This window comes from Nocardia lijiangensis NBRC 108240, assembly GCF_001613045.1.
Classification (GTDB): domain Bacteria; phylum Actinomycetota; class Actinomycetes; order Mycobacteriales; family Mycobacteriaceae; genus Nocardia; species Nocardia lijiangensis.
The window spans coordinates 40,251-59,765 of the sequence record NZ_BDBP01000067.1; the positions used below are offsets into that span (position 1 = coordinate 40,251).

The 19,515-nt window shown below is 69.1% G+C and carries 18 protein-coding genes and 1 pseudogene; 9 read left to right on the forward strand and 10 right to left on the reverse strand.

From position 1 onward, the window contains the following. Positions 1-28: 28 nt before the first annotated feature. Positions 29-865: a MerR family transcriptional regulator gene (locus NL1_RS23830; protein WP_067843455.1), complete on the forward strand. Its 837-nt coding sequence runs from the start codon at positions 29-31 to the stop codon at positions 863-865. Between the two features lie 29 nt (positions 866-894). On the opposite strand, the gene NL1_RS23835 is transcribed toward NL1_RS23830, so the two are convergent. Both NL1_RS23835 and NL1_RS23840 read right to left on the reverse strand, forming a co-directional pair. After that, entirely contained in the window at positions 895-2,247 is a 1,353-nt protein-coding gene (locus NL1_RS23835) for a TIGR01777 family oxidoreductase (protein ID WP_067843395.1), read from the reverse strand. Between the two features lie 37 nt (positions 2,248-2,284). Then, positions 2,285-3,019: a YoaK family protein gene (locus NL1_RS23840; protein WP_067843398.1), complete on the reverse strand. Its 735-nt coding sequence runs from the start codon at positions 3,017-3,019 to the stop codon at positions 2,285-2,287. 230 nt (positions 3,020-3,249) lie between these two features. On the opposite strand from NL1_RS23840, the gene NL1_RS23845 reads away from it, so the two are divergent. From NL1_RS23845 to NL1_RS23875, 6 genes are all read left to right on the forward strand, one after another. Then, positions 3,250-3,525 carry a pyridoxamine 5'-phosphate oxidase family protein gene (locus NL1_RS23845; protein WP_174553459.1) on the forward strand — a complete coding sequence of 92 codons (276 nt, stop codon included), beginning with the start codon at positions 3,250-3,252 and terminating at the stop codon, positions 3,523-3,525. Positions 3,526-3,566: 41 nt separating this feature from the next. After that, complete coding sequence (locus tag NL1_RS23850) at positions 3,567-4,493, forward strand: acyl-CoA dehydrogenase family protein (protein WP_067843401.1); 927 nt, start codon at positions 3,567-3,569, stop codon at positions 4,491-4,493. A gap of 830 nt (positions 4,494-5,323) precedes the next feature. Further along, entirely contained in the window at positions 5,324-6,352 is a 1,029-nt protein-coding gene (locus NL1_RS23855) for an ATP-binding cassette domain-containing protein (RefSeq protein ID WP_067843404.1), read from the forward strand. 35 nt (positions 6,353-6,387) lie between these two features. Beyond that, positions 6,388-7,206 carry an ABC transporter permease gene (locus NL1_RS23860; RefSeq protein WP_067843459.1) on the forward strand — a complete coding sequence of 273 codons (819 nt, stop codon included), beginning with the start codon at positions 6,388-6,390 and terminating at the stop codon, positions 7,204-7,206. A 344-nt stretch (positions 7,207-7,550) separates the two neighbouring features. Continuing rightward, the gene (locus NL1_RS23870; protein WP_067843462.1) at positions 7,551-8,078 is read left to right on the forward strand and encodes a peptidylprolyl isomerase; all 528 of its coding nucleotides are present in this window, start codon (positions 7,551-7,553) and stop codon (positions 8,076-8,078) included. A 4-nt stretch (positions 8,079-8,082) separates the two neighbouring features. Further along, positions 8,083-8,952, forward strand: a complete 870-nt coding sequence (locus tag NL1_RS23875) for a rhomboid family intramembrane serine protease (RefSeq protein WP_067843411.1) — start codon at positions 8,083-8,085, stop codon at positions 8,950-8,952. Positions 8,953-9,008: 56 nt separating this feature from the next. Here the strand turns inward: NL1_RS23875 and NL1_RS23880 are convergent, their stop codons facing one another. Then, a complete protein-coding gene (locus NL1_RS23880) occupies positions 9,009-9,473 on the reverse strand; it encodes a PH domain-containing protein (protein WP_067843414.1) in 465 nt (154 codons plus the stop codon). An 88-nt stretch (positions 9,474-9,561) separates the two neighbouring features. Beyond that, positions 9,562-9,825 (reverse strand): cell division protein CrgA, encoded by a 264-nt coding sequence (gene crgA, locus NL1_RS23885; RefSeq protein ID WP_067843417.1) that lies wholly within the window; start codon positions 9,823-9,825, stop codon positions 9,562-9,564. A gap of 215 nt (positions 9,826-10,040) precedes the next feature. On the opposite strand from crgA, the gene NL1_RS23890 reads away from it, so the two are divergent. After that, the gene (locus tag NL1_RS23890; protein ID WP_067843420.1) at positions 10,041-10,685 is read left to right on the forward strand and encodes an aminodeoxychorismate/anthranilate synthase component II; all 645 of its coding nucleotides are present in this window, start codon (positions 10,041-10,043) and stop codon (positions 10,683-10,685) included. Then, positions 10,682-11,800 (forward strand): dihydrofolate reductase family protein, encoded by a 1,119-nt coding sequence (locus NL1_RS23895; protein ID WP_067843423.1) that lies wholly within the window; start codon positions 10,682-10,684, stop codon positions 11,798-11,800. The genes NL1_RS23890 and NL1_RS23895 overlap by 4 nt, the downstream gene beginning before the upstream one ends. A gap of 112 nt (positions 11,801-11,912) precedes the next feature. On the opposite strand, the gene NL1_RS23900 is transcribed toward NL1_RS23895, so the two are convergent. The 6 genes and pseudogenes from NL1_RS23900 to NL1_RS38230 form a co-directional block, all read right to left on the reverse strand. Beyond that, the gene (locus NL1_RS23900; protein ID WP_067843426.1) at positions 11,913-12,332 is read right to left on the reverse strand and encodes a CBS domain-containing protein; all 420 of its coding nucleotides are present in this window, start codon (positions 12,330-12,332) and stop codon (positions 11,913-11,915) included. Between the two features lie 123 nt (positions 12,333-12,455). Further along, positions 12,456-14,363, reverse strand: a complete 1,908-nt coding sequence (gene pknB, locus NL1_RS23905) for a Stk1 family PASTA domain-containing Ser/Thr kinase (protein WP_067843429.1) — start codon at positions 14,361-14,363, stop codon at positions 12,456-12,458. After that, the gene (locus NL1_RS23910) at positions 14,360-15,874 is read right to left on the reverse strand and encodes a protein kinase domain-containing protein (protein WP_067843433.1); all 1,515 of its coding nucleotides are present in this window, start codon (positions 15,872-15,874) and stop codon (positions 14,360-14,362) included. Before NL1_RS23910 ends, pknB begins: the two co-directional genes overlap by 4 nt. 37 nt (positions 15,875-15,911) lie before the next feature. Then, positions 15,912-17,378: a peptidoglycan D,D-transpeptidase FtsI family protein gene (locus NL1_RS23915; RefSeq protein WP_067843435.1), complete on the reverse strand. Its 1,467-nt coding sequence runs from the start codon at positions 17,376-17,378 to the stop codon at positions 15,912-15,914. Further along, positions 17,375-18,847: an FtsW/RodA/SpoVE family cell cycle protein gene (locus NL1_RS23920; RefSeq protein WP_067843438.1), complete on the reverse strand. Its 1,473-nt coding sequence runs from the start codon at positions 18,845-18,847 to the stop codon at positions 17,375-17,377. Before NL1_RS23920 ends, NL1_RS23915 begins: the two co-directional genes overlap by 4 nt. Continuing rightward, positions 18,847-19,515 (reverse strand): annotated as a pseudogene (locus tag NL1_RS38230) (serine/threonine protein phosphatase); the annotation flags it as partial. The pseudogene NL1_RS38230 and the gene NL1_RS23920, both read right to left, overlap by 1 nt.

Here is a 19,515-nt window from a genome sequence, read left to right on the forward strand (position 1 = left end):
AACGACCTCGACCGGGCAGAATGAGACGATGCCCGCCGGTTCCGTTCCCGCCTCCGCCGCGGCCGGATACACGGTGCGCGCGGTGGCCGAGCGTCTCGGTATCCCGACCGCGACCCTGCGCAGCTGGAACCGTCGCTACGAGATCGGGCCCGCCCAGGATCGGCCCGGCCGCCACCGGCTCTACAGCGAAACCGATATCGCGGTGCTGGAGCGCATGCTCGAACTGATCCGCGAGGGTGCGAGCCCGGGAGGCGCGGCCGTCGCGGCGCGCGGACCCGCACTCGCGCTGGGGGATCGGACCGCGCTGCTCGCCGCCGCGTTCGCCCTGGAGACCGGTACGGTCAGCGCCCAGGTGGAATCGCATATCCGCGCCTACGGCGTGGTCGACACCTGGGAACTGTTGTGCCGCCCCGCTTTCGCCGACATCGTCGCGCGGCAGGGCAGCGGCGAGGGCTGCGTGGACGTCGAGCATCTGCTGTCCTGGTGCGTCGCGGCAGCCATGCAACGAACGAATCCGCCCGTCGGCCCGGCAGGGACCGTGCTCGCCTGCACCAGCGGTGAAACACATGCGTTGCCGCTCGACGTGCTGCGGGCTGCGCTGGCCGAACGCGGTGCCGGCGCACGGATGCTCGGCCCCGATGTTCCGACCGCGGCGCTGGTCGATGCCCTTGCCCGGCAGCAGGATCCGGCGGCGGTGCTGCTCTGGTCGCAGCGCGAATCGACGGCGCTGACTTCGGCCGTTCGCGCGTGCCTCGCGGCAGGGGCTCGGGTGTTCCTCGGCGGCCCCGGCTGGGACGACGTGATTCTGCCCGACGCCGCGGTTCGCGTGGAGAGTCTGGCCGACGCCGTGGATCGGCTGCGCTGAACTCCCGGTTCGAGAAGTGCGGGCGGTTCTCAGTGCGCGGTTCGGCCGAGCAGGTGGCGCAGTGTCGCGTCGAGGTCGGGGGTCCGGAACGTGTGGCCCGCCGCGACCAACCGGGTCGGCAGCACGCGCTGGTCGGCGGCGGCGAGTTCGCGCGCGCCCTGCCTGCCGAGCAGCAGGGCCGGGCCGAAGTCGGGCACCGGAAGGAGGGCGGGACGGTGTAGCACGTGCGCGAGCACCTCGGTGTATTCGCTGTTGCGTACCGGCTGTGGCGCAACGGCATTGATCGGTCCGGAGAGGGCTTCGTCCCACAGCGCGCGGTGGTACACGTCGACGAGATCGTCCAGACCGATCCAGGACAGCCATTGGCGTCCGTCGCCGATCCGCCCGCCGAGACCCGCACTGAACAACGGGCGCAGCAGCCGCATGCTGCCGCCGCGCGGAGACTGCACGACGCCGGTGCGGACCCGGACGGTTCGGATGCCCGCGTCCTCGGCGGGACCGGTGGCGGCCTCCCAGTCGGCGACGACCTCGGCGAGGAAGCCGTCGCCACGGCCCGCGTCCTCGGTGAGCGTCTCGTCGCCGCGGTCGTAGCCGTAGAAGCCGATGGCGGAGGCGCTGACGAACGTCGAAAGACCGGATCGCGCGGCGAGTTCGGCCAGTTTGCGCGTCGGCCCGATCCGGCTCTCGGCGACGGCCCGCTTGTGCTCCTCGGTGAATCGTCCCGCGATCGACGCGCCCGCCAGGTGCACCACCGCGTCCACGCCGTCGAACAGCGCGGGATCCGGATCGGCGGGATCCCAGCGGCGTTCGCCGGGAGTGCGGGCCGGATGACGCACCAGTCGCAGCACGCGGTGGCCGCCGGTGCCGAGAAAGGCGCACAGCGCGGTGCCGATCAGGCCGGACGCCCCGGTCACCGCGACGGTCGCGGTGCCGAAGCCGTGCTCGGCGGCGCGGCGGTGCGCGAGCAGATCGTCGGCCAGCTGGCGGTATCGGTAGTCGAATATCGGCCGCAGCAAGAATTCGGGGATCGGTGTGTCCACCCGATCGATCACGCGGGTGTGCCCTGCGTCGACCTCCTCGAATTCGTGCACGTGCCGCCAGCGCAGCAGCCGGGCCGCGGGTACGGAGGCGAGTCCGTCCGCGGCGATGGCGTCGACGAAGCGCTGCGGTGGCTGGTAACCGCGGGGATCGTGCCGGGCCACCCAGCGCAACCCGCCGGGGAGGCCGAGCACTGCGCGTCCGTCGGCGAGCGACTCGGCCTCGGCGATCAGGGAGACGGGATGCCACGGCGGCGCGAGCCTGGTGAAGGCGCCGGGACGGGCGTACCAGGCGAAGACCTCGGACCGGGGCGCGGCGACAACGCTCGAGCAGGCGATGGCCATGTCTCGACTGTAGTCGCGAACCGCGCGGATGAAACGTTTATGCGTCGTTTGTCTCGCGGCGTTCCTCGATCGGCAGCGGGCCGTGCTTGTCCAGATGCAGATAGGTGTAGCCGGTCACGAGGGTGCACATCACCGTCGCGGTGATCAGCATCGCCCAGCCCGCGACCAGCAAGCTCAGCAGACCGCCGAGCAGAGCGCCCAGCCCGAAGGACAGGTACAGCAGGAAATAGCCGAGCCAGTCGGCGTAATCGCCGCCGCTGATGTGGCGTTCGATGCCCTGGCCCATTTTCACCAGCGTGCCGGTGACGTAGCTGAGCGGCACCGAGACCTCGCCGTCCTTGACGAACGAGGTGTTCAGCGCGCCGACGCCGAAGGCGACGAACAGGATCGGGATGAAATCGATCTTGGTCGTATCGTCCATGAGGTAGAGCCCCAGATCGATGCCGGTGGCCAGCGCGAGGCAACCGGTGGTGAGCAGGGTGGGCCCGTGCGGGTGACCCGACCAGTAGCGCCTGCGACACCAGGAAGCGACGACCACGCCGGACAGGAACGAGCCAAGCAGCAGCGCGGCCGCGACGGCCACGTCGGCTTCCTCGTGGAAGTAGCCGAGTACGGCGCGCTCGGTGTTGCCCGTCATGAACGTGACGAAGTAGCCGGCGGTGTGCATGAAGGCCGCCGCGCCGATCAGACCGGCCAGTGCCGCGAGCACCCACGAGATGCGGGCCTCGGCGTCGAAGAGTTCCTTTCTGCGGTCCTCGTCCGGCTGTTTCACAGGTCAGACTCCTCCCGAGGCGGATACGACCCCTCAGTGATACCCGCGCGCCCTGAGAATCAGCTGACCGAACGCTGGGTGTGTCCGGCAGTTTGCTGGAACTCACACCGATGCGGCGGTCCCTGCGCTGTGGTCTCAGCGATCGCGGGGCCCGTCGGCGTCGGCAGTCACACCGCTGCGGTGTTGGCTGCCGCGTCGTACGCCGTGCGCGCCTCGGAGATCTCGCGCTGATGGTCCTCGGTCCAGGTGACCAGCGCCTGGATGGTTTCGTGCAGGCTGCCGCCGAGCGGGTGGACGATCTCGCGACGCGCCAACGGGTCTGGGACCTGTACGCGCAGACCAGCCGGCCGGGCGCGGGGTATCACCTCGGCCAGTTCTGGCGTGCTCCCGACGATCCGCAGCTGCACATCATGAGGTTGGAGCCGTGGCGCATCCAGGTGATTCGCGGCGCGGATCTGCGCAGCCGGATCTGGCAGCGCGCCGTCGAGGTCGCGCGGACCGGTTAGACGGTCCTCCGCTCCGGCCGGGAGCGGGCTAGCGTGCAGGAGTGGACTTTGTGCTCGACTACCTGCTGACCGAACCCCCGGGTGAACCGGTCGATTCCGTGACCGCCGCTTGGGCCAGGCATCGCGCGGTCGCGGCCCGCTTCGCCGCGCCCGTGGACGCCGCCGTCGCGGGCGGTTTCGCGGCCGACCGGCTCGGTTTCGCCTTCCTCTCCGGTTATCAAGAGGCACTGCGCACGCTGCTGCCCGAGTTCCCCGCCGAGGACGCCGTCGCGGTGTCGGCGACCGAGGCGGGCGGCGCGCATCCTTCGGCCATCCGCACCGTGCTGACCGAGCGCGACGGCGCGGTCACGGTCAGCGGCACCAAGACCTTCACCACGCTGGGCAGTCTGGCGCGCAGGCTCGTGGTCATCGCCAGCGCGGGCGCCGCCGCCGACGGCCGCAACATGCTGCGGGCGGCGCTGGTCGAGACCGCGGCGCCGGGGGTCACGGTGACGGATCTGCCCGCCGTGCCGTTCGCGCCCGAGATTCCGCACGCGACCGTCACTTTCACCGACGCCCCCGCGACCCCGCTGCCCGGCGACGGCTACACCGATTTTCTCAAGCCGTTCCGCACCATCGAGGACGTGCACGTGCTCGCCGCCGCGCTCGGCTGGCTGGTGCGCGTGGCGCGGGAGTCGTCCTGGCCGCGCCCGGTGCTTCAGAAGCTGCTCGTGTTGGTGGCCGCGGTGCGCGGACTGGATCTCGGCAGGCCGGGGTCGCCGGGTGTGCACATCGCGCTCGGCGGCGTCTTCGAGGAATTCGCTCGGGTGGTGGACGAGCTCGCGCCGCTCTGGGAGGCCGCAGACCCGATTGCCCGGGAACGCTGGGAGCGGGATCGCCCCTTGTTCGGCACCGCCGGACGGGTGCGGGCGCAGCGGCTGGCAACCGCTTGGCGTGCGGTCGGCTTCGACGACGAAACCACTGGCTGAGGCACGATCGGGCGCACGGAAAAAGGGTCCGGAAATGGGGAGCGGGCCTCGGCGAAGGGGGGGAGTTAGCCGAGGCCCGCGTAAGGTCGGCCCGGGGGGGAGGGGCCGACGTGAATGATCCTACGCGAAGAATTGGGATTGTGTACGCATGGGGGTCTCCACTTTCGGAGATTTTTTGGGGGGTCGACACGCGGTGTGTTCGCCTGTCCGCGGCGGTGTACCGCCGGGTAGCGGCGGTCGCGCGATGCGGCGATGACCTGGCGTTTGTCAAAGATGTTGCGGTGCAGCTTATTCCATAAGGCGCTCGGTGCGGCGATACGAAAAGCGATTCCGATCGGAAACATTCCAACGGGTCGCTTTGTGGCGCGAATCCCGCCGTGAGGGCGCGAGCGGGCTTGATTCTGCCGGGTTTGTCGCGTGTCGCGGCGGTCTGGGCATGTCGGGCGGCGGGCGAATTGTGTCGTACCCGGGTGCGAGTATGTGGCGGTGGTCACTGGGATGGACATAGCCGGTGCCGCCGCATGTGGTGCGGTCCGGCGTGAGTACCGCTCGCGCGGGAAACGGGTAGTCGGCTACCCGCGACCCGAGGGGGCGGCACGCGGGACGATCGAACCGGTCGCATCCCGTTCCGGTACCCCCGAGCACCGCCTGGACCGGGATGCGACCTTTTGCTGTCCGGCTCCGGATAAAGGGGGTGCGCACGGCGGGAGTCGCGACGATACTGACCCCCATATCGGTCGCTCGTCCGACCCAGTGACAACGCCACGACGCCGAGATGAGGGGCGTCGACGGCTATACGACATCGAGAATCCACGAAAAACAGGAGAGTCATGCCCGACGCAATAGTCGCCGAGGGTCTGGTCAAACGCTACGGCCAGTTGGTTGCCCTCGATGGACTCGACCTGACGGTGCCCGAAGGCACCGTCACAGCGCTGCTCGGCCCCAACGGCGCAGGCAAGACCACCGCGGTCCGGGTGCTCACCACCCTGCTGGTCCCCGACGCGGGGCGGGCGACCGTCGCGGGTATCGATGTCCTGCGTCACCCGCAGGCCCTGAAGTCCAGGATCGGGGCATCGGGCCAGTACGCCGCCGTCGACGAATACCTGACCGGCTTCGAGAACCTGGAGATGGTGGGCAGGCTCTATCACATGGGCGTGCAGCGCAGTAAGGAACGCGCTCGCGAACTGCTGGAGCGCTTCCGGCTCAGCGACGCCGCGGACCGGCCGGTGCGCGGTTACTCCGGCGGTATGCGCCGCAGGCTCGACCTGGCGGGCGCGCTGGTGGCCAATCCGCCGGTGCTGTTCCTCGACGAACCGACCACCGGCCTCGACCCGAGGGCCAGGCTGGATCTCTGGGACGTCATCGAGGAACTGGTTGCGGGCGGCACCACGCTGCTGCTCACCACGCAGTACATGGAAGAGGCGGACCGGCTCGCCGATGCGATCGTGGTGATCGACCACGGCAAGGTCATCGCCCGCGGCACCGCCGACGAACTGAAGACCATGGTCGGCGGCGATCGCATCGAACTCACCGTCGACCACGTCGACAAGCTCGCGATCGCGGAGGGAGCGCTGCAGGGCCTGGCCGACGGGGAGATCCACCTCGAACCCGGCATGCGCCGGATCACGGTGCCGGTCGGCAACGGCTCCCAGGCCTTGGTCGACGCGATCGGCCTGCTCGCCGCCAGCGACGTGCAGGTCCGCGATGTCGGTCTGCGCAGGCCGTCGCTCGACGACGTGTTCCTGCGCCTGACCGGGCACGAGGCGGAGCAGTACGCCGCAGGCGAGGCGTCGTCGAACGGCTCCGGCGGAGCGAAAGCCGCCGAACGACTCGAAGCGACGGAAGGAAAGTCCCGATGACCGCGGTGACGACGACCCTCGAGGTTCCGGTCCGTATGGGACTCGGCGAACGCCTCTCCATCGTGGTCAGCGACAGCGTGACGATTGCCAAGCGCAATGTCATCAAGATCAGGCGCGTGCCCGACGTGCTGATCTTCTCGACGCTCTCGCCGATCATGTTCGTGCTGCTCTTCGCGTTCGTGTTCGGCGAGGCGATCCAGATACCCGGCATGGAGGGCGGCTACCGCGAGTTCCTGATCGCGGGCATCTTCGCGCAGACCGTGGTGTTCGGTTCCTCGTTCACCGGCGCGGGGCTGGCCGAGGACATGCAGAAGGGCATCATCGACCGGTTCCGTTCGCTACCGATGGCGCCCTCGGCGGTGCTGGTCGGCCGGACCGTCAGCGATGTGGTGATCAACGTGGTCAGCCTGGTGGTGATGTCGCTGACCGGCCTGCTCGTCGGCTGGCGGATCCGCGGCTCGATCCTCGACGCGGTGCTCGCCTACGTCCTGCTGCTGCTGTTCGCCTACGCCGTGTCCTGGATCATGGCTTACGTCGGTCTGCTGGTCCGGGCGCCCGAGGTGTTCAACAACGCCAGCTTCATGGTCATGTTCCCGCTGACCTTCCTGGCCAACACCTTCGTGCCGATGAACAATCTGCCGACCGTGCTCGAGATGTTCGCAGAATGGAACCCGGTCTCGGCGCTGACGCAGGCGACCCGCGAGCTGTTCGGCAACACCAGCCCGATGGTGCCCACCTCGGACGCCTGGTCGATGCAGCATCCGGTGGCTACCACGCTGATCTGGGTGGCCGTGATCCTGGTGGTGTTCGTGCCGCTGGCCCTGCGCCAGTACAAGCGGACCGTCAGCCGCTGATCGAAACCCTGCTCAGCGATCGTTCTCCGCGCCGGCTCCCGTCACGGGGGTCGGCGCGGAGCCGTTCCTGGAGTGGCCGATGCGCGGCGGCTCCGGCGCTGGCTCCGGCGGCAGCGGTCGCTTGCTGCGCACCAGCCAGGCCACACCGCCCGCCAGCGCGACGGCACCCCCGGCAATCAGACGGTTACGAGAACGTGCAGATACGTGCAAACGCCCCAAGCTCATTCGACCATGCTGGCACAGCTGGATGAATAGCGCAGTAAGTGCCGACCGGTCTCGACTCGCCGCGTGCTCCACCGGGCGGCGCGCCCGGCAGGGACCGCGCGATCGCTAGCATGGCGGGCGTGACCTCACCGATCCCGACCGCCGGGGTGACGCTCTACACGACCCACGGCGATATCAAGCTCGCGCTCTTCGGCTATCACGCGCCGAAGACGGTGCGGAACTTCCTCGGGCTGATCGACGGCTCGGCGGCGTACACCACCGAGAACGCGAGCGGGGGCACCTCGGGCCCGTTCTACGACGGCACCGCCTTCCACCGAGTGATGGACGGTTTCATGATCCAGGGCGGCGATCCCGGCGACACCGGACGAGGCGGTCCGGGCTACGACATCTCCGCCGAGTTCCATCCCGAGCTGCGCTTCGACCGCGGCTACCTGCTGGCCATGGCGAACGTCGGAGCCCGCACCAGCGGTTCGCAGTTCTTCATCACGGTGAGCCCGCAGCCGCACCTGAATCGCAAGTACACGATCTTCGGCGAGGTCGTCGACACGGATTCGCGCAAGGTCGTCGACGCCATCGCGGCGACGCCGACCGATCGCAACGACCGCCCCAAAGAGCCTGTCCGCATCTCCACCCTCACGATCGATTGAACTGATGAATGCTCAGCCGCCCGCACCGACGTGCGTCCGCCATCCGAATCGTCCGACCGGCCTGGCGTGTACGCGCTGCGGGCGGCCCGCCTGCCCGGACTGTCTGCGACCAGCCTCGGTCGGGCAGCACTGCGTCGACTGCGTGCGGGAGGCGGGCAGTCAGGTGCGTCCGGTCCGGACGGTCGCGGGCGCTCCGGTCACCGCTTCGGCCACCCCGCTCGTGACGTACGGGCTGATCTCGTTGAACGTGCTGTTCTACGGAATCACCGCGGTCCAGGCGAGCAGCCTGGCCGAGAACTACCGGTCCGAACTGTTCCTGCGGTGGGCATTGATTCCGCGGCTCGTCGCGGAAGGTGACTGGTTCCGGGTGATCGGCTCCGGCTTCCTGCACTGGGGTCCGTTGCATCTGGCGCTCAATATGTTCGCGCTCTACGTCGTCGGAATTCAGCTGGAGCCGTTCCTGGGTCGCGCCAGGATGCTCGCCATCTACCTGGTCGCACTGATCGGCGGTTCGGCGGGCGGCATGCTGCTCGAGCCGGTGAACACGATCGGGGCCGGCGCGTCCGGCGCGGTGTACGGGATGTTCGGCGCGGTCGCGGTGCTGTTGATCCGGCTGCGCATGAACGCCACCCAGATTCTGGTGATCATCGCGATCAACGTGCTGCTCAGCCTCTCGCTGAGCGGAGTCTCGCTGTGGGTGCACCTGGGCGGGCTCGTCGCGGGCACGCTCGCGACCATGGGCGTGCTGTTCCTGCCGCAGTGGGTGCACACGAAGACCCCGGAGGCCGCCCGCACCATCGGCTGGGTCGCGATCGCCGCCGTCGGCGCGGTCTCGGCCGCGCTCATCGGGTTGGCCGCGGCGATGGTGTCCTGAGCGAGTTTTCGGCTCGCTTCACGTGAAACATGGGCGGCCGCACCGGCACCGCGGTGCTACTGCTTGGGCAGGAACGCGATCCGGTGCGCGACGAGCGCTTCGAAAACGGTCTCCGGCGAGGTGCCCAGATCCCAGCGGCCGAAGATCAACAGCCGCTCGTCGCCCTCGTGCCGGACGTCGATCTCGAGCATCGGCGACTTGCGGCCGAGGCGGCGGTAGCTCACCACCCGCGCCTTGACGATCTGCTCGGGCCGGTACTCGGTCGGGCCGAGCAGACCGCGCACGATCAGGCGAGGTTCGGCGCCGGTCCGGATCGACAGCCGCGGTCGCTGTCGAAATCCCAGGCCCGCCAGGGCGAGCAGACCCGCCGCGGCCAGCCCGATGAGCAGGCGGCTCGCGGCATCCGCGGCGAAGATCGCCGCACCGGCCATGACCACGCCGCCAACGGCGACCGCGACGAGCGCGGGGGTGGGCGTGGCCCACGCGAGACGCGGCTCCACAGCGGGGGATTCAGGGTTCACGCGGCACTCTCCCCAATCGGTCCTCGAGTTGTCCACAGGGTCATCCACAGGTGTGCATGAATGACACGTCTGTAATCCCGAAGGTGGATCAGCGCCACCGCATGGTCATGATCAGGCCGACGACCATGAGCCCGAAGCCGATCAGGAAGTTCCAGGCGTTGAGATCGTTCATCCAGCTGATCTGCTCGGCGGCCAGGTAGTAGACCAGCAGCCAGACCAGACCGGCCAGCATGAAGCCGAGCATGATCGTGACGTACCAGACCGGCGAGGGACCCGCTTTCACCTTCACCGGGATCCGGCTGGCCGGGTTGATCGTGTAGTCGGTCTTCTTACGGACCTTCGACTTGGGCATGACGTCCTCGTATTCGGCGTGCAGGTCGGTACCGGGGGCTGATTCAGTTCTCTGTGTGCTCAGTCGACCGCACCGAGCTCGTTCGCCGCGGCCACCGTCCCGGCGACAGCGCGGACGGCCCGGGCGAGGCTCGGACGCCCTCCGGTGTTCCCCCTAGGCTATCCCAACTGGTAATGGATGCGACGGCCTGCCGCATCGCCACGTAATCTCGAACCATGCGTGTACTGGTCGTCGACAATTACGACAGCTTCGTGTTCAACCTGGTGCAGTACCTGGGCCAGCTGGGAACCGACGCTGTCGTCTGGCGCAACGACGACCCGCAACTGGCCGACGTGGACGCCGCGATCGCCGATTTCGACGGCATCCTGATCAGCCCGGGCCCCGGCACCCCCGACCGGGCGGGCGCCAGCATCGACCTGGTGCGCGCCTGTGCCCGCAGCAATACCCCGCTGCTCGGCGTCTGCCTGGGCCACCAGGCGATCGGCGAGGCGTTCGGCGCGACGGTCACCCGTGCGCCGGAACTGCTGCACGGCAAGACCAGCTCGGTGTTCCACATCGGCGCTGGCGTGCTCGCCGGCCTGCCCGACCCGTTCACCGCGACCAGGTATCACTCGCTCACCGTGCTCGAGGACACGCTGCCCGAGGACATCGAGGTGCTCGGCCGCACCGAATCCGGGATCGTGATGGCCATGCGGCACCGCACCCTGCCCATCCACGGCGTGCAGTTCCATCCCGAATCGGTGCTCACCCAGGGCGGGCACCGGATGCTGGCGAACTGGCTCGAGGTCTGCGGCGAGCGGCCCTCCGAGGGGCTTGTCGAGCTGCTCGAGGCGGAGGTCGCGGCACTGGTGCTGCAGTGACCAGGCCATATGTGCTGCTGTCGGTGGCGGTCAGCCTGGACGGCTACATCGACGACGCCGGTCCCGACCGTCTGAGGCTCTCCGACTCGGCGGATTTCGATCGTGTCGACCGGGTGCGCGCCGAGTCCGATGCGATCCTGGTCGGCGCCGAGACGCTGCGCCGCGACAATCCGCGGCTGCTGGTGAACAACGCCGAGCGCCGGGCGGCGCGGGTGGCGGCGGGCAAGCCCGAGTACCCGCTCAAGGTCACCGTCACCGCGCGCGGCGACCTGGACCGGGAGCTGAACTTCTGGCACCACGGCGGCGCGAAGGTCGTCTACACCACCGATTCCGGCGCGGCCCGGTTGGCGGATCGGCTGGTCGGCATCGCCGACGTGGTCACGCTCGGCGCGGAAATCGAGTTCGGCGCGCTGCTGGACGATCTCGGCCGCCGCGGCGTCGGACGCCTGATGGTCGAGGGCGGCACCGGGATGCACACCGCGTTCCTGGCCGCCGATCTGGCCGATGAACTGCACCTGGCCGTCGCGCCGATCGTCGTGGGCGATTCGGCCGCGCCGCGATTCCTCGCCGACGCTCGTTTCGCCGGGGGATCGACTCGACGTCGCACGCTTGCCGACGTCGAGCGGGTCGGCGACATGGCCGTGCTGCGCTACCTCCTCCGTCCCGACGACCCCGACCACCGCTTCCTGCGCAGAGCCATCGAGCTCGCGCGGCAGTGCCCGCCGAGTGACACGGCGTTCTCGGTCGGGGCGGTGATCGTGGCCGACGGCGTCGAGATCGCCACGGGGTACTCGCGCGAGACCGACGAGAAGGTGCACGCCGAGGAATCCGCGTTGAACAAGCTGCCCGCCGACGATCCGCGGCTGGCCGCGGCGACGCTCTACAGCACCCTCGAACCCTGTTCGCAGCGCGCTACGGCGACCCGGCTGCCGTGCACCGATCGCATTCTGCGGGCCGGGATCCCGCGCGTGGTGATCGCCTGGCGGGAGCCGACGACGTTCGTGGTGAACTGCGTCGGGGTGGAGAACCTACGGCAGCACGGCATCGAGGTGATCGAACTGCCCGAGCTCGCCGACGAGGCCATGTCGATGAACCGGCACCTGGACCTGGCGTAGCAGCGTTCACCGTGCCGTCGGCGGAGGCGTTTCCGCAGGGTGAATGTGACGGGGTGCGGTGTGGGTCCGTCGCCCGGGAGTCTGCGGCCCCGGACGACGGGCCGCTAGCGGATCACGGCCTGCCGTAGACCGCCGTGACGAATTCGCTGAGCTGGTTGTCGTCGAGGTGCCTGGCCAGATCGGCCTCGCTGATCATCCCGACCAGCCGCTTGTTCTCGACCACCGGCATGCGCTTGATGCGATGGCTCTCCATCTCCTGGAGCACCACCTCGACGTCGGCGTCGGCCGAGACCCAGCGCGGGGTCGCCTCGCACAGTTCGGCTGCGCGAGTGTTGGTCGGTGCGCGGCCCTGGGCCACGCATTTCACCACGATGTCGCGGTCGGTGATGATGCCGCACATCCGCTCGTTCTCATCCGCGATGACGAGCGATCCGACGCCCAGCTCGGCCATGATGCGCGCGGCCTTGCCGACCGTCTCGTCCTTGGATATCCACTGAGCGCCGGGTTTCATGATGTCCCTGGCAGTGGTCATGGGGCTGCCTCCTGTTCCATGCTGATTGATGGTTCGGATGGAGCAGCCCCATTCTCGCGCCGATGACACCGACCGGTCGCGGCTTTCCGATAACGATCGGGTCGGCCGCGGATCGGCCCCGGATCACGGTGGGCCGAGCACTCCGGTCGTGATGGCGATCGTGCTGGACTTGGAGATCGACGAACCCGGCGACGGTTGCTGGCTGATGATCCGCCCGACGCTGCTCGCATCGAAGGTGCCGGCAGTGTTCTGGCTGATCTGGCCGGTGCTACCGGTCCAGCCGCTCTGGCGCAGCTTCTCCACCGCCTGCGACGGCGTGAGGCCGACCAGGCTCGGCATGCTGATCTGATCGCCGCTGGACACCTGGACCGTCACCGTCGAGCCCTTGTCGGCATTGGTGCCGCCCGCCGGGCTGGTCCCGATGACCTCACCCTTCGGCTTCGAGGACTGCACCTCTTCGATGACGATCTTGAAACCGGCGCTGTCCACCAGGTTCGGCTGGGCGACGCTGATGTCCTGCCCGACCAGGCTCGGCACCCGGACCTTCTCCGGCCCCTTGCCGAGCCAGACCACGATCGCCTGGTCGATGTCGACCCGCGCGCCCGCGGAGGGCTCGGTGCCGATCACCTTGTCCAAATCCTGGACGCTGGACTCCTTGCGAACCACGCTCGGATCCATCCGCAAGCCGACGGCGTTGAGCTCCTGCTCGGCCTGCTGCACGGTCAGTCCGTCCAGCCGAGGCACCTGCACCTGGGTCGGTCCGCTGGAGACCTGCAGGGTGACCGTGCTGCCCTTGTCGATGCGGGAGCCGCCGAGCGGCTGAGTGGAGATGACGTTGCCGTCGGCCACCTTGCTGTCCGGCTTCTGCTGGATGGCCACCGTGAAGCCGAGCCTCTGCAGCGCGTCCTGCGCCTGCGCCAGCGATCTGTTCGACAGATCGGGCACGGCCACCTGATCCGGCTTGCTTCCCGGGCCGATCAGCACCCAGAACAGCGCGAACACCACGGCGAGCGCGGCGGCCGCGCCGAGCGCGAGGTAGGCGGTGCGGCGCGGGCTGCCCGGTTCGGCGGGCTCCTGCTCGGCGGTGTCGTCGTTGCGTTCGACGGTGCGGAAGCTGCGCGGCGGGGGCTCGTTGTTGCCGAGGATGGTGGTGCGATCCTCGTCGGTCATCACCATCGGCGCGCTCGGCTTCTGGCCGCCGAGCACCCGGATCAGGTCCGCGCGCATCTCGGCGGCGCTCTGGTACCGGTTGGCCGGGTTCTTGCTCATCGCCTTGAGCACCACGGAATCCAGCTCGCGCGGGACGCCCGAGTGCACGTGCGAGGGCAGCCGCGGGTCCTCGCGGACGTGCTGATAGGCCACCGCGACCGGCGAGTCACCGGTGAAAGGTGGTTCGCCGGTGAGGATCTCGAAGAGCACGCAGCCCACCGAGTACACGTCCGAGCGGGCGTCCACGGTCTCGCCGCGGGCCTGCTCCGGCGAAAGGTATTGCGCGGTACCGATAACGGCCGCGGTCTGGGTCATCGGGTTGGAGCTGTCGGCCAGCGCGCGGGCGATGCCGAAATCCATCACCTTCACCGCGCCAGCGCGGTTGATCATGATGTTGGCCGGCTTCATGTCGCGGTGCACGATCCCGGCCTTGTGGCTGAAATCCAGTGCGGCGCAGACGTCGGCGACGATCTCCATGGCGCGCCGGGGCGGCATCGGACCCTTGCCGCGCACGATGTCGCGCAGCGTATCGCCGTCGACGTACTCCATCACGATGTAGGGCAGCGGACCGCCGTCCACCTCGGCCTCGCCGGTGTCGTAGACCGCGACGATGGCCGGATGGTTCAGCGCGGCGGCGTTCTGCGCCTCACGCTTGAAGCGCAGGTAGAACGTGGGGTCGCGGGCCAGATCGGCACGCAGCACCTTGATCGCCACATCCCGGCTCAACCGCAGGTCGCGCGCCTTGTGGACCTCCGACATACCGCCGAAGCCGATGATCTCGCCCAGCTCGTAGCGGGAAGAGAGATTCTTCGGGGTCGTCATCGTTGTCCTTGTGAAGGAGTGGCGGGCGCGCTGCGAGTGTTGCCGGGACCCGAGGCACCGGGACTATCCGGAAATGGTAAGTCGAAAGTCGGGAACCAGGTGCGGGTGGTGCTCGGACTCGTCGTCTTGGTGGTCTTCGTCGTGCTCGGCGCCGTGGTGGTGGTCGGCGGCGCCGTGGTCGTGGTGGGTTCCGGCGTCGTCGTCGGCGGCTCGGTGGTGGTCGTCGGCGACTCGTCGGTGGTGACCGGCGGAGGCGGCGGCACGAACCTGGTGGTGGTCGGCGGCGCCGTCGTGGTGGTCGGCACGGGCGGCGGGGCCACCACCGAGCTGACCGGCTCGCGCACCGGATCCGGGTTGGTGTCGCCGCCGAACAGCAGCCAGATCACCGCGCCGCCGAGCAGCACGGCGCCGACGCCGAGACCGGCCAGCGCCTTCTGCCCGGTGTTCCACGGCTTCTTGCCCGGCGGCTGATCGTTCGACGCGCCCGTGTTCATCATGGTCGCTGGCGCGGCCGCAGCGGCGCCGCCGAGGGCAGCGGCGGCGGGGGTGCTGTAGCGCACGGTCGGGCCGTCGGCCTGGCCCGCGGGCAGGATCACAGTCGGGCCGGGCGGCAGCACCCTGGTCGCGCCGGTGGCGTACGACGCGGCGGCGGAGCCGGCGTTGCGCGGCGGCGGCGGACGATGGCCCGCGCGCACCGCGGCCACCGCGTCGGCGAACTCGCCGCCGCTGGCGTAGCGCAGGTTCGGGTCCTTGCCCATCGTGATCTCGATGAGTTCGCGGACGTTGGGCGGCAGATCCTCCGGCATCGGCGGCGGATTCTCCCTGACGTGCTTCATCGCCACGGTGATCGCGCCGTCGCCGCTGAACGGCCGCTGCCCGGCCAGCGCCTCGTACCCGACCACGCCGAGCGAGTACACGTCGCTCGCCGCGGTCGCGTCCTCGCCGACGGCCTGTTCCGGTGCGATGTACTGCGCGGTGCCCATCACCATGCCGGTCTTGGTCACCGGGCTGGCGTCGACCGCCTTGGCGATGCCGAAGTCGGTGATCTTCACCTGACCGGTCGGCGTCACCAGGATGTTGCCCGGCTTCACGTCCCGGTGCACCACGCCCGCGGCATGGGCGACATCGAGCGCGCGACCGGTCTGCTCGAGCATGTCGAGGCCCTGGAGGACCGAGAGCCTGCCCATGCGGTTGAGCACGGTGTTCAGCGGCTCGCCCTGCACCAGCTCCATGACCAGGTAGGCGGTCTCGCCCGCGCTCGGGTCGTAGGTCTCGCCGTAGTCGTAGATGCCCGCGATCCCGGAGTGGTTGAGCTGCGCGGTGGTCTTGGCCTCCGTGCGGAACCGGTGCCGGAAGGTCGGGTCGGCGGAGAACTCCGCCTTCAGCACCTTCACGGCGACGCGGCGGTCCAAGCGGGTGTCCAGCGCCTCCCACACCTGACCCATGCCGCCGGTGGCGATCAGACGTTGCAGGCGGTAGCGATCGGCGATCAACGCACCGTTGTTCAGCATCGGGGCCCCCGAACTTCAACTCGTTCGTTCATATCGTTCAGCCCCCCTGCAGACCGGCGTCGAGCACGGCCCTGGCAATGGGTGCGGCCACCGAACCGCCGGTGGCGGCCAGCGCCCGATCACCGCCGTTCTCGACGATCACCGCGATGGCGATCTTCGGGTTCTGCGCGGGCGCGAACGCGATGTACCAGGCATGCGGTGGCGTGTTGCGCGGGTTGCTTCCGTGCTCGGCCGTTCCGGTCTTGGACGCGATCGTGTATCGGGACTGGCGTGATCCGACGGTGTTCTCCTCGGAGGCGACCATCATGGAGGTCAGCTGAGACGCTACCTGGGCGCTCACCGCCTGGCCGACAGAGACCGGCTTCGTCTTGGACAACACGCTCAGATCGGGCCCCTGCCGTTGGTCCACCAGGTACGGCTCCATCCGCACGCCGCCGTTGGCGATGGTCGCGGCGATCACCGCGTTGTCGAGCGGAGTGAGCGCCACATCGCGCTGGCCGATGCTGCTCTGGCCGAGCGCGGCGTTGTCTCCGATGGTGCCGACGGTGCTCTCCGCCACCGGAATCGGGATGCCGCGGTGCGGGCCGATGCCGAACGCGGCGGCCTCGTCCTTCAGGTTGGCGGCGCCCACCCTGACGCCGAGTTCGACGAACGCGGTGTTGCAGGACCGGAAGAACGCCTCGTTCAACGACGCCGTCGGGCCGGAACCGCAGGTCGCGCCGTTGTAGTTCTCCAGCGTGGTGCTGGTGCCCGGCAGCGTGATGTTGGGTGCGGCGGTGAACTGATCCTCCGGGGTGGCGACGCCGTTGGCCAGCGCGGCCGCGGTGACCACCACCTTGAAGGTGGAGCCGGGCGGGTAGGTCTGCGAGACGGCCCGGTTGAGCATCGGCTGGCTCGGATCCTTGCTGAGCGTGTCCCAAGCCTGGGTGGTGGCCGCGCCGTCGTGCCCGGCCAGCAGGTTCGGGTCGTAGCTCGGGGTGGACACCATGGTGAGGATCTTGCCGGTACTCGGTTCGATGGCCACCACCGAGCCGGTGTAACCCTTGGCGCTGAGCTGTTCGTAGGCGACCTGCTGCATCACCGGGTTCAAGGTGGTGAGCACGTTGCCGCCGCGCGGATCGCGACCGGAGACCAGGTCGACGAGCCTGCGGCCGAACAGCTGGCTGTCCGAACCGTTGAGCACCTGGTCCTCGGAGCGCTCCAGCCCGGCGCTGCCGTATTGGATCGAGTAGTAGCCGGTCGCCGGCGCGTAGGCCTGCGGGTCGGTCGGGTAGGTGCGCAGGTACTTGTAGCGGTCGTCGGTGGCGACCGAGCTGGCCAGCACGGTGCCGCCCGCGGAGATCTGGCCGCGCTGGCGCGAGTACTCGTCGAGCAGCACGCGGGAGTTGCGCGGATCGCTGCGGTAATCGTCGGCCTTGATCACCTGCACATAGGTGGCGTTCGCGAGCAGCGCGACGACCATCACCATCACCGCGACCGCGACCCGCCGTAGTGGAGTGTTCATTCTTGCGGCCTCGCTTCCGAGCGGCGCAGCAGCTCGGTCTGTGCATCGGCGATCGGCGCCGGGTCCTTCTTGCGCACCGGCGCCGGGGCGCGGGCCGCGTCGGACACCTTGATCAGCAGCGCGAGCAACGCATAGTTGGCCAAGAGCGAAGAACCGCCGTACGACATGAACGGCGTGGTGAGGCCGGTCAGCGGGATCAGCTTGGTGACGCCGCCGACCACGACGAACAGCTGGACGGCGATGGTGAACGAGAGCCCGGCGGCGAGCAGCTTGCCGAAGCTGTCGCGCACGGCGATCGCAGTGCGCAGGCCGCGCATCACCAGCATCAGGAAGAGGATCAGCACCGCGGTGAGCCCGATCAGGCCGAGCTCCTCACCGATGGTGGTGACGATGAAGTCGGTGTTGGCGAAGGGCACCTGATTCGGCCGTCCACTGCCGAGGCCGGTGCCCGCGAGTCCGCCGGTGGCCAGGCCGAACAGCGACTGCGAGATCTGGTAGCCGGTGTTGTGGTAATCGGCGAAGGGGTCGAGCCAGGTGTTGGTGCGCACCCGCACGTGGCTGAACGACTGGTAGGCGAAGACGAATCCGATGACGAGCAGGCTGCCGCCGATGATCAGCCAGCCCACCCGCTCGGTCGCGATGTAGAGCATCACCAGCACCGTGCTGAAGATCAGCAGCGAGGTGCCGAGGTCTTTTTCGAAGACGAGCACCGCGATGCACACCACCCAGACCGCCAGGATCGGGCCGAGATCGCGGCCGCGCGGGAACTCCATGCCGAGCATGTGCCGTCCGGCGGTGGTGAACAGGTCGCGCTTGGCGACGAGCACCGAGGCGAAGAAGATGATCAGCAGGATCTTGGCGAACTCGCCGGGCTGCACGCTGAAGCCGGGCAGCCTGATCCAGATCTTGGAACCGTTGGTCTCCGAGTACGCACTGGGCAGCAGCGCCGGGATCATCAGCGCGACGAGCCCGATCAGGCCGAGGGTGTAGCTGTAGCGAGCCAGCGTGCGGTAGTCGCGCAGCACGATCAGCAGGGTGACGAACACCATCATGCCGAGCGCGGTCCACAGAATCTGCTGGTTGGCGTCGGGCGAGGGGACCGGATCCGAGTTGAATTCCGCGTTCTGCGCGGCGCCGAGATCCAGGCGGTGGATCAGAATCAAGCCCAGACCGTTGAGCAGCGCGACGATCGGCAGCAGCAGCGGATCGGCGAACGGTGCGAACCGGCGGACGGCCAGGTGCGCGATGCCGAAGAGGGCTAGGAAGGCGAGGCCGTACTTGGCGATGTCCAAGGTGATCGACTGCTCCTGGCTGGCCTCGACCAGGAACAGCGAGACGGTCGTGATCAGCGTCGCGAACCCGAGCAGCAGCAGTTCGGCATTGCGTCTGGTGGACGGAGGTGGCGCTGGAGCGAACCCGCCCGGGGGACTGGGGAAGGCCCCCGCGGACGGTGGTGCCGGTGCGGACATCAGTCCGTCACCCGGCAGTTCTCCCCCGAGATCTGGGGGTTCTGAGCCGGGGTGGACGTCGGCGCCTGCTCCACCGGAGTGGGTGTCTTGACGTCGGTCCCCCTGGTGTCACCCGGGTCGGTGGTAGGTGCCGGGTTCGGCGTCGTGGCCGGCGCGACGGGGCCCGGCGCGGGCTCGCCCGGCGGCACGACACCGGGCTGCGGCACACCGGGCTGCTGCGGCGGCGCGGTGGCCGTCTTGGCCGGGCACGGCGGCAGCAGTTCCTGCTGGGCGAGCAGCCGCATCTGATCCTCGGCCTTGCCGAGGGAACCCGGCGGCAGGCCGGCGTCGACCTTGTCGCGACCGGTCTGCTCGAGATCGCTGACGCGCAACTGGCGGCAGCCGGACGGCAGATCCGATCCGGTCTTCATGATGGTCAGCGCGCCGCTGCGGTCGACGCAGCCGACGGTGTCCACATCGTGGATCGAATACCCGAGCACCGAACCAGGCAGCCCGCGCATGATCACGACCTGGCCGTTGTCCGCGCCGACGTAATAGTTGTTGCGGATCATCTTGTAGCCGACCAGCAGACCGACGGCGACGGCCACCACCAGCGCGACCGCGAGCAGGATCCAGCGCAGCCGATTCGACTTGCCCGGCGGCGGCGGTTCCGGCGCAGCGGCCCGGCG

Bases quoted from the DNA above. Each gene is read 5' to 3' on its own strand.
- NL1_RS23830 (WP_067843455.1), top strand. From the start codon at position 29: ATGCCCGCCGGTTCCGTTCCCGCCTCCGCCGCGGCCGGATACACGGTG.
- NL1_RS23835 (WP_067843395.1), bottom strand. From the start codon at position 2,247: ATGGCCATCGCCTGCTCGAGCGTTGTCGCCGCGCCCCGGTCCGAGGTC.
- NL1_RS23845 (WP_174553459.1), top strand. From the start codon at position 3,250: ATGGTCCTCGGTCCAGGTGACCAGCGCCTGGATGGTTTCGTGCAGGCT.
- NL1_RS23855 (WP_067843404.1), top strand. From the start codon at position 5,324: ATGCCCGACGCAATAGTCGCCGAGGGTCTGGTCAAACGCTACGGCCAG.
- NL1_RS23860 (WP_067843459.1), top strand. From the start codon at position 6,388: ATGGGACTCGGCGAACGCCTCTCCATCGTGGTCAGCGACAGCGTGACG.
- NL1_RS23875 (WP_067843411.1), top strand. From the start codon at position 8,083: ATGAATGCTCAGCCGCCCGCACCGACGTGCGTCCGCCATCCGAATCGT.
- crgA (WP_067843417.1), bottom strand. From the start codon at position 9,825: ATGCCCAAGTCGAAGGTCCGTAAGAAGACCGACTACACGATCAACCCG.
- NL1_RS23890 (WP_067843420.1), top strand. From the start codon at position 10,041: ATGCGTGTACTGGTCGTCGACAATTACGACAGCTTCGTGTTCAACCTG.
- NL1_RS23900 (WP_067843426.1), bottom strand. From the start codon at position 12,332: ATGACCACTGCCAGGGACATCATGAAACCCGGCGCTCAGTGGATATCC.
- pknB (WP_067843429.1), bottom strand. From the start codon at position 14,363: ATGACGACCCCGAAGAATCTCTCTTCCCGCTACGAGCTGGGCGAGATC.
- NL1_RS23910 (WP_067843433.1), bottom strand. From the start codon at position 15,874: ATGCTGAACAACGGTGCGTTGATCGCCGATCGCTACCGCCTGCAACGT.
- NL1_RS23915 (WP_067843435.1), bottom strand. From the start codon at position 17,378: ATGAACACTCCACTACGGCGGGTCGCGGTCGCGGTGATGGTGATGGTC.
- NL1_RS23920 (WP_067843438.1), bottom strand. From the start codon at position 18,847: ATGTCCGCACCGGCACCACCGTCCGCGGGGGCCTTCCCCAGTCCCCCG.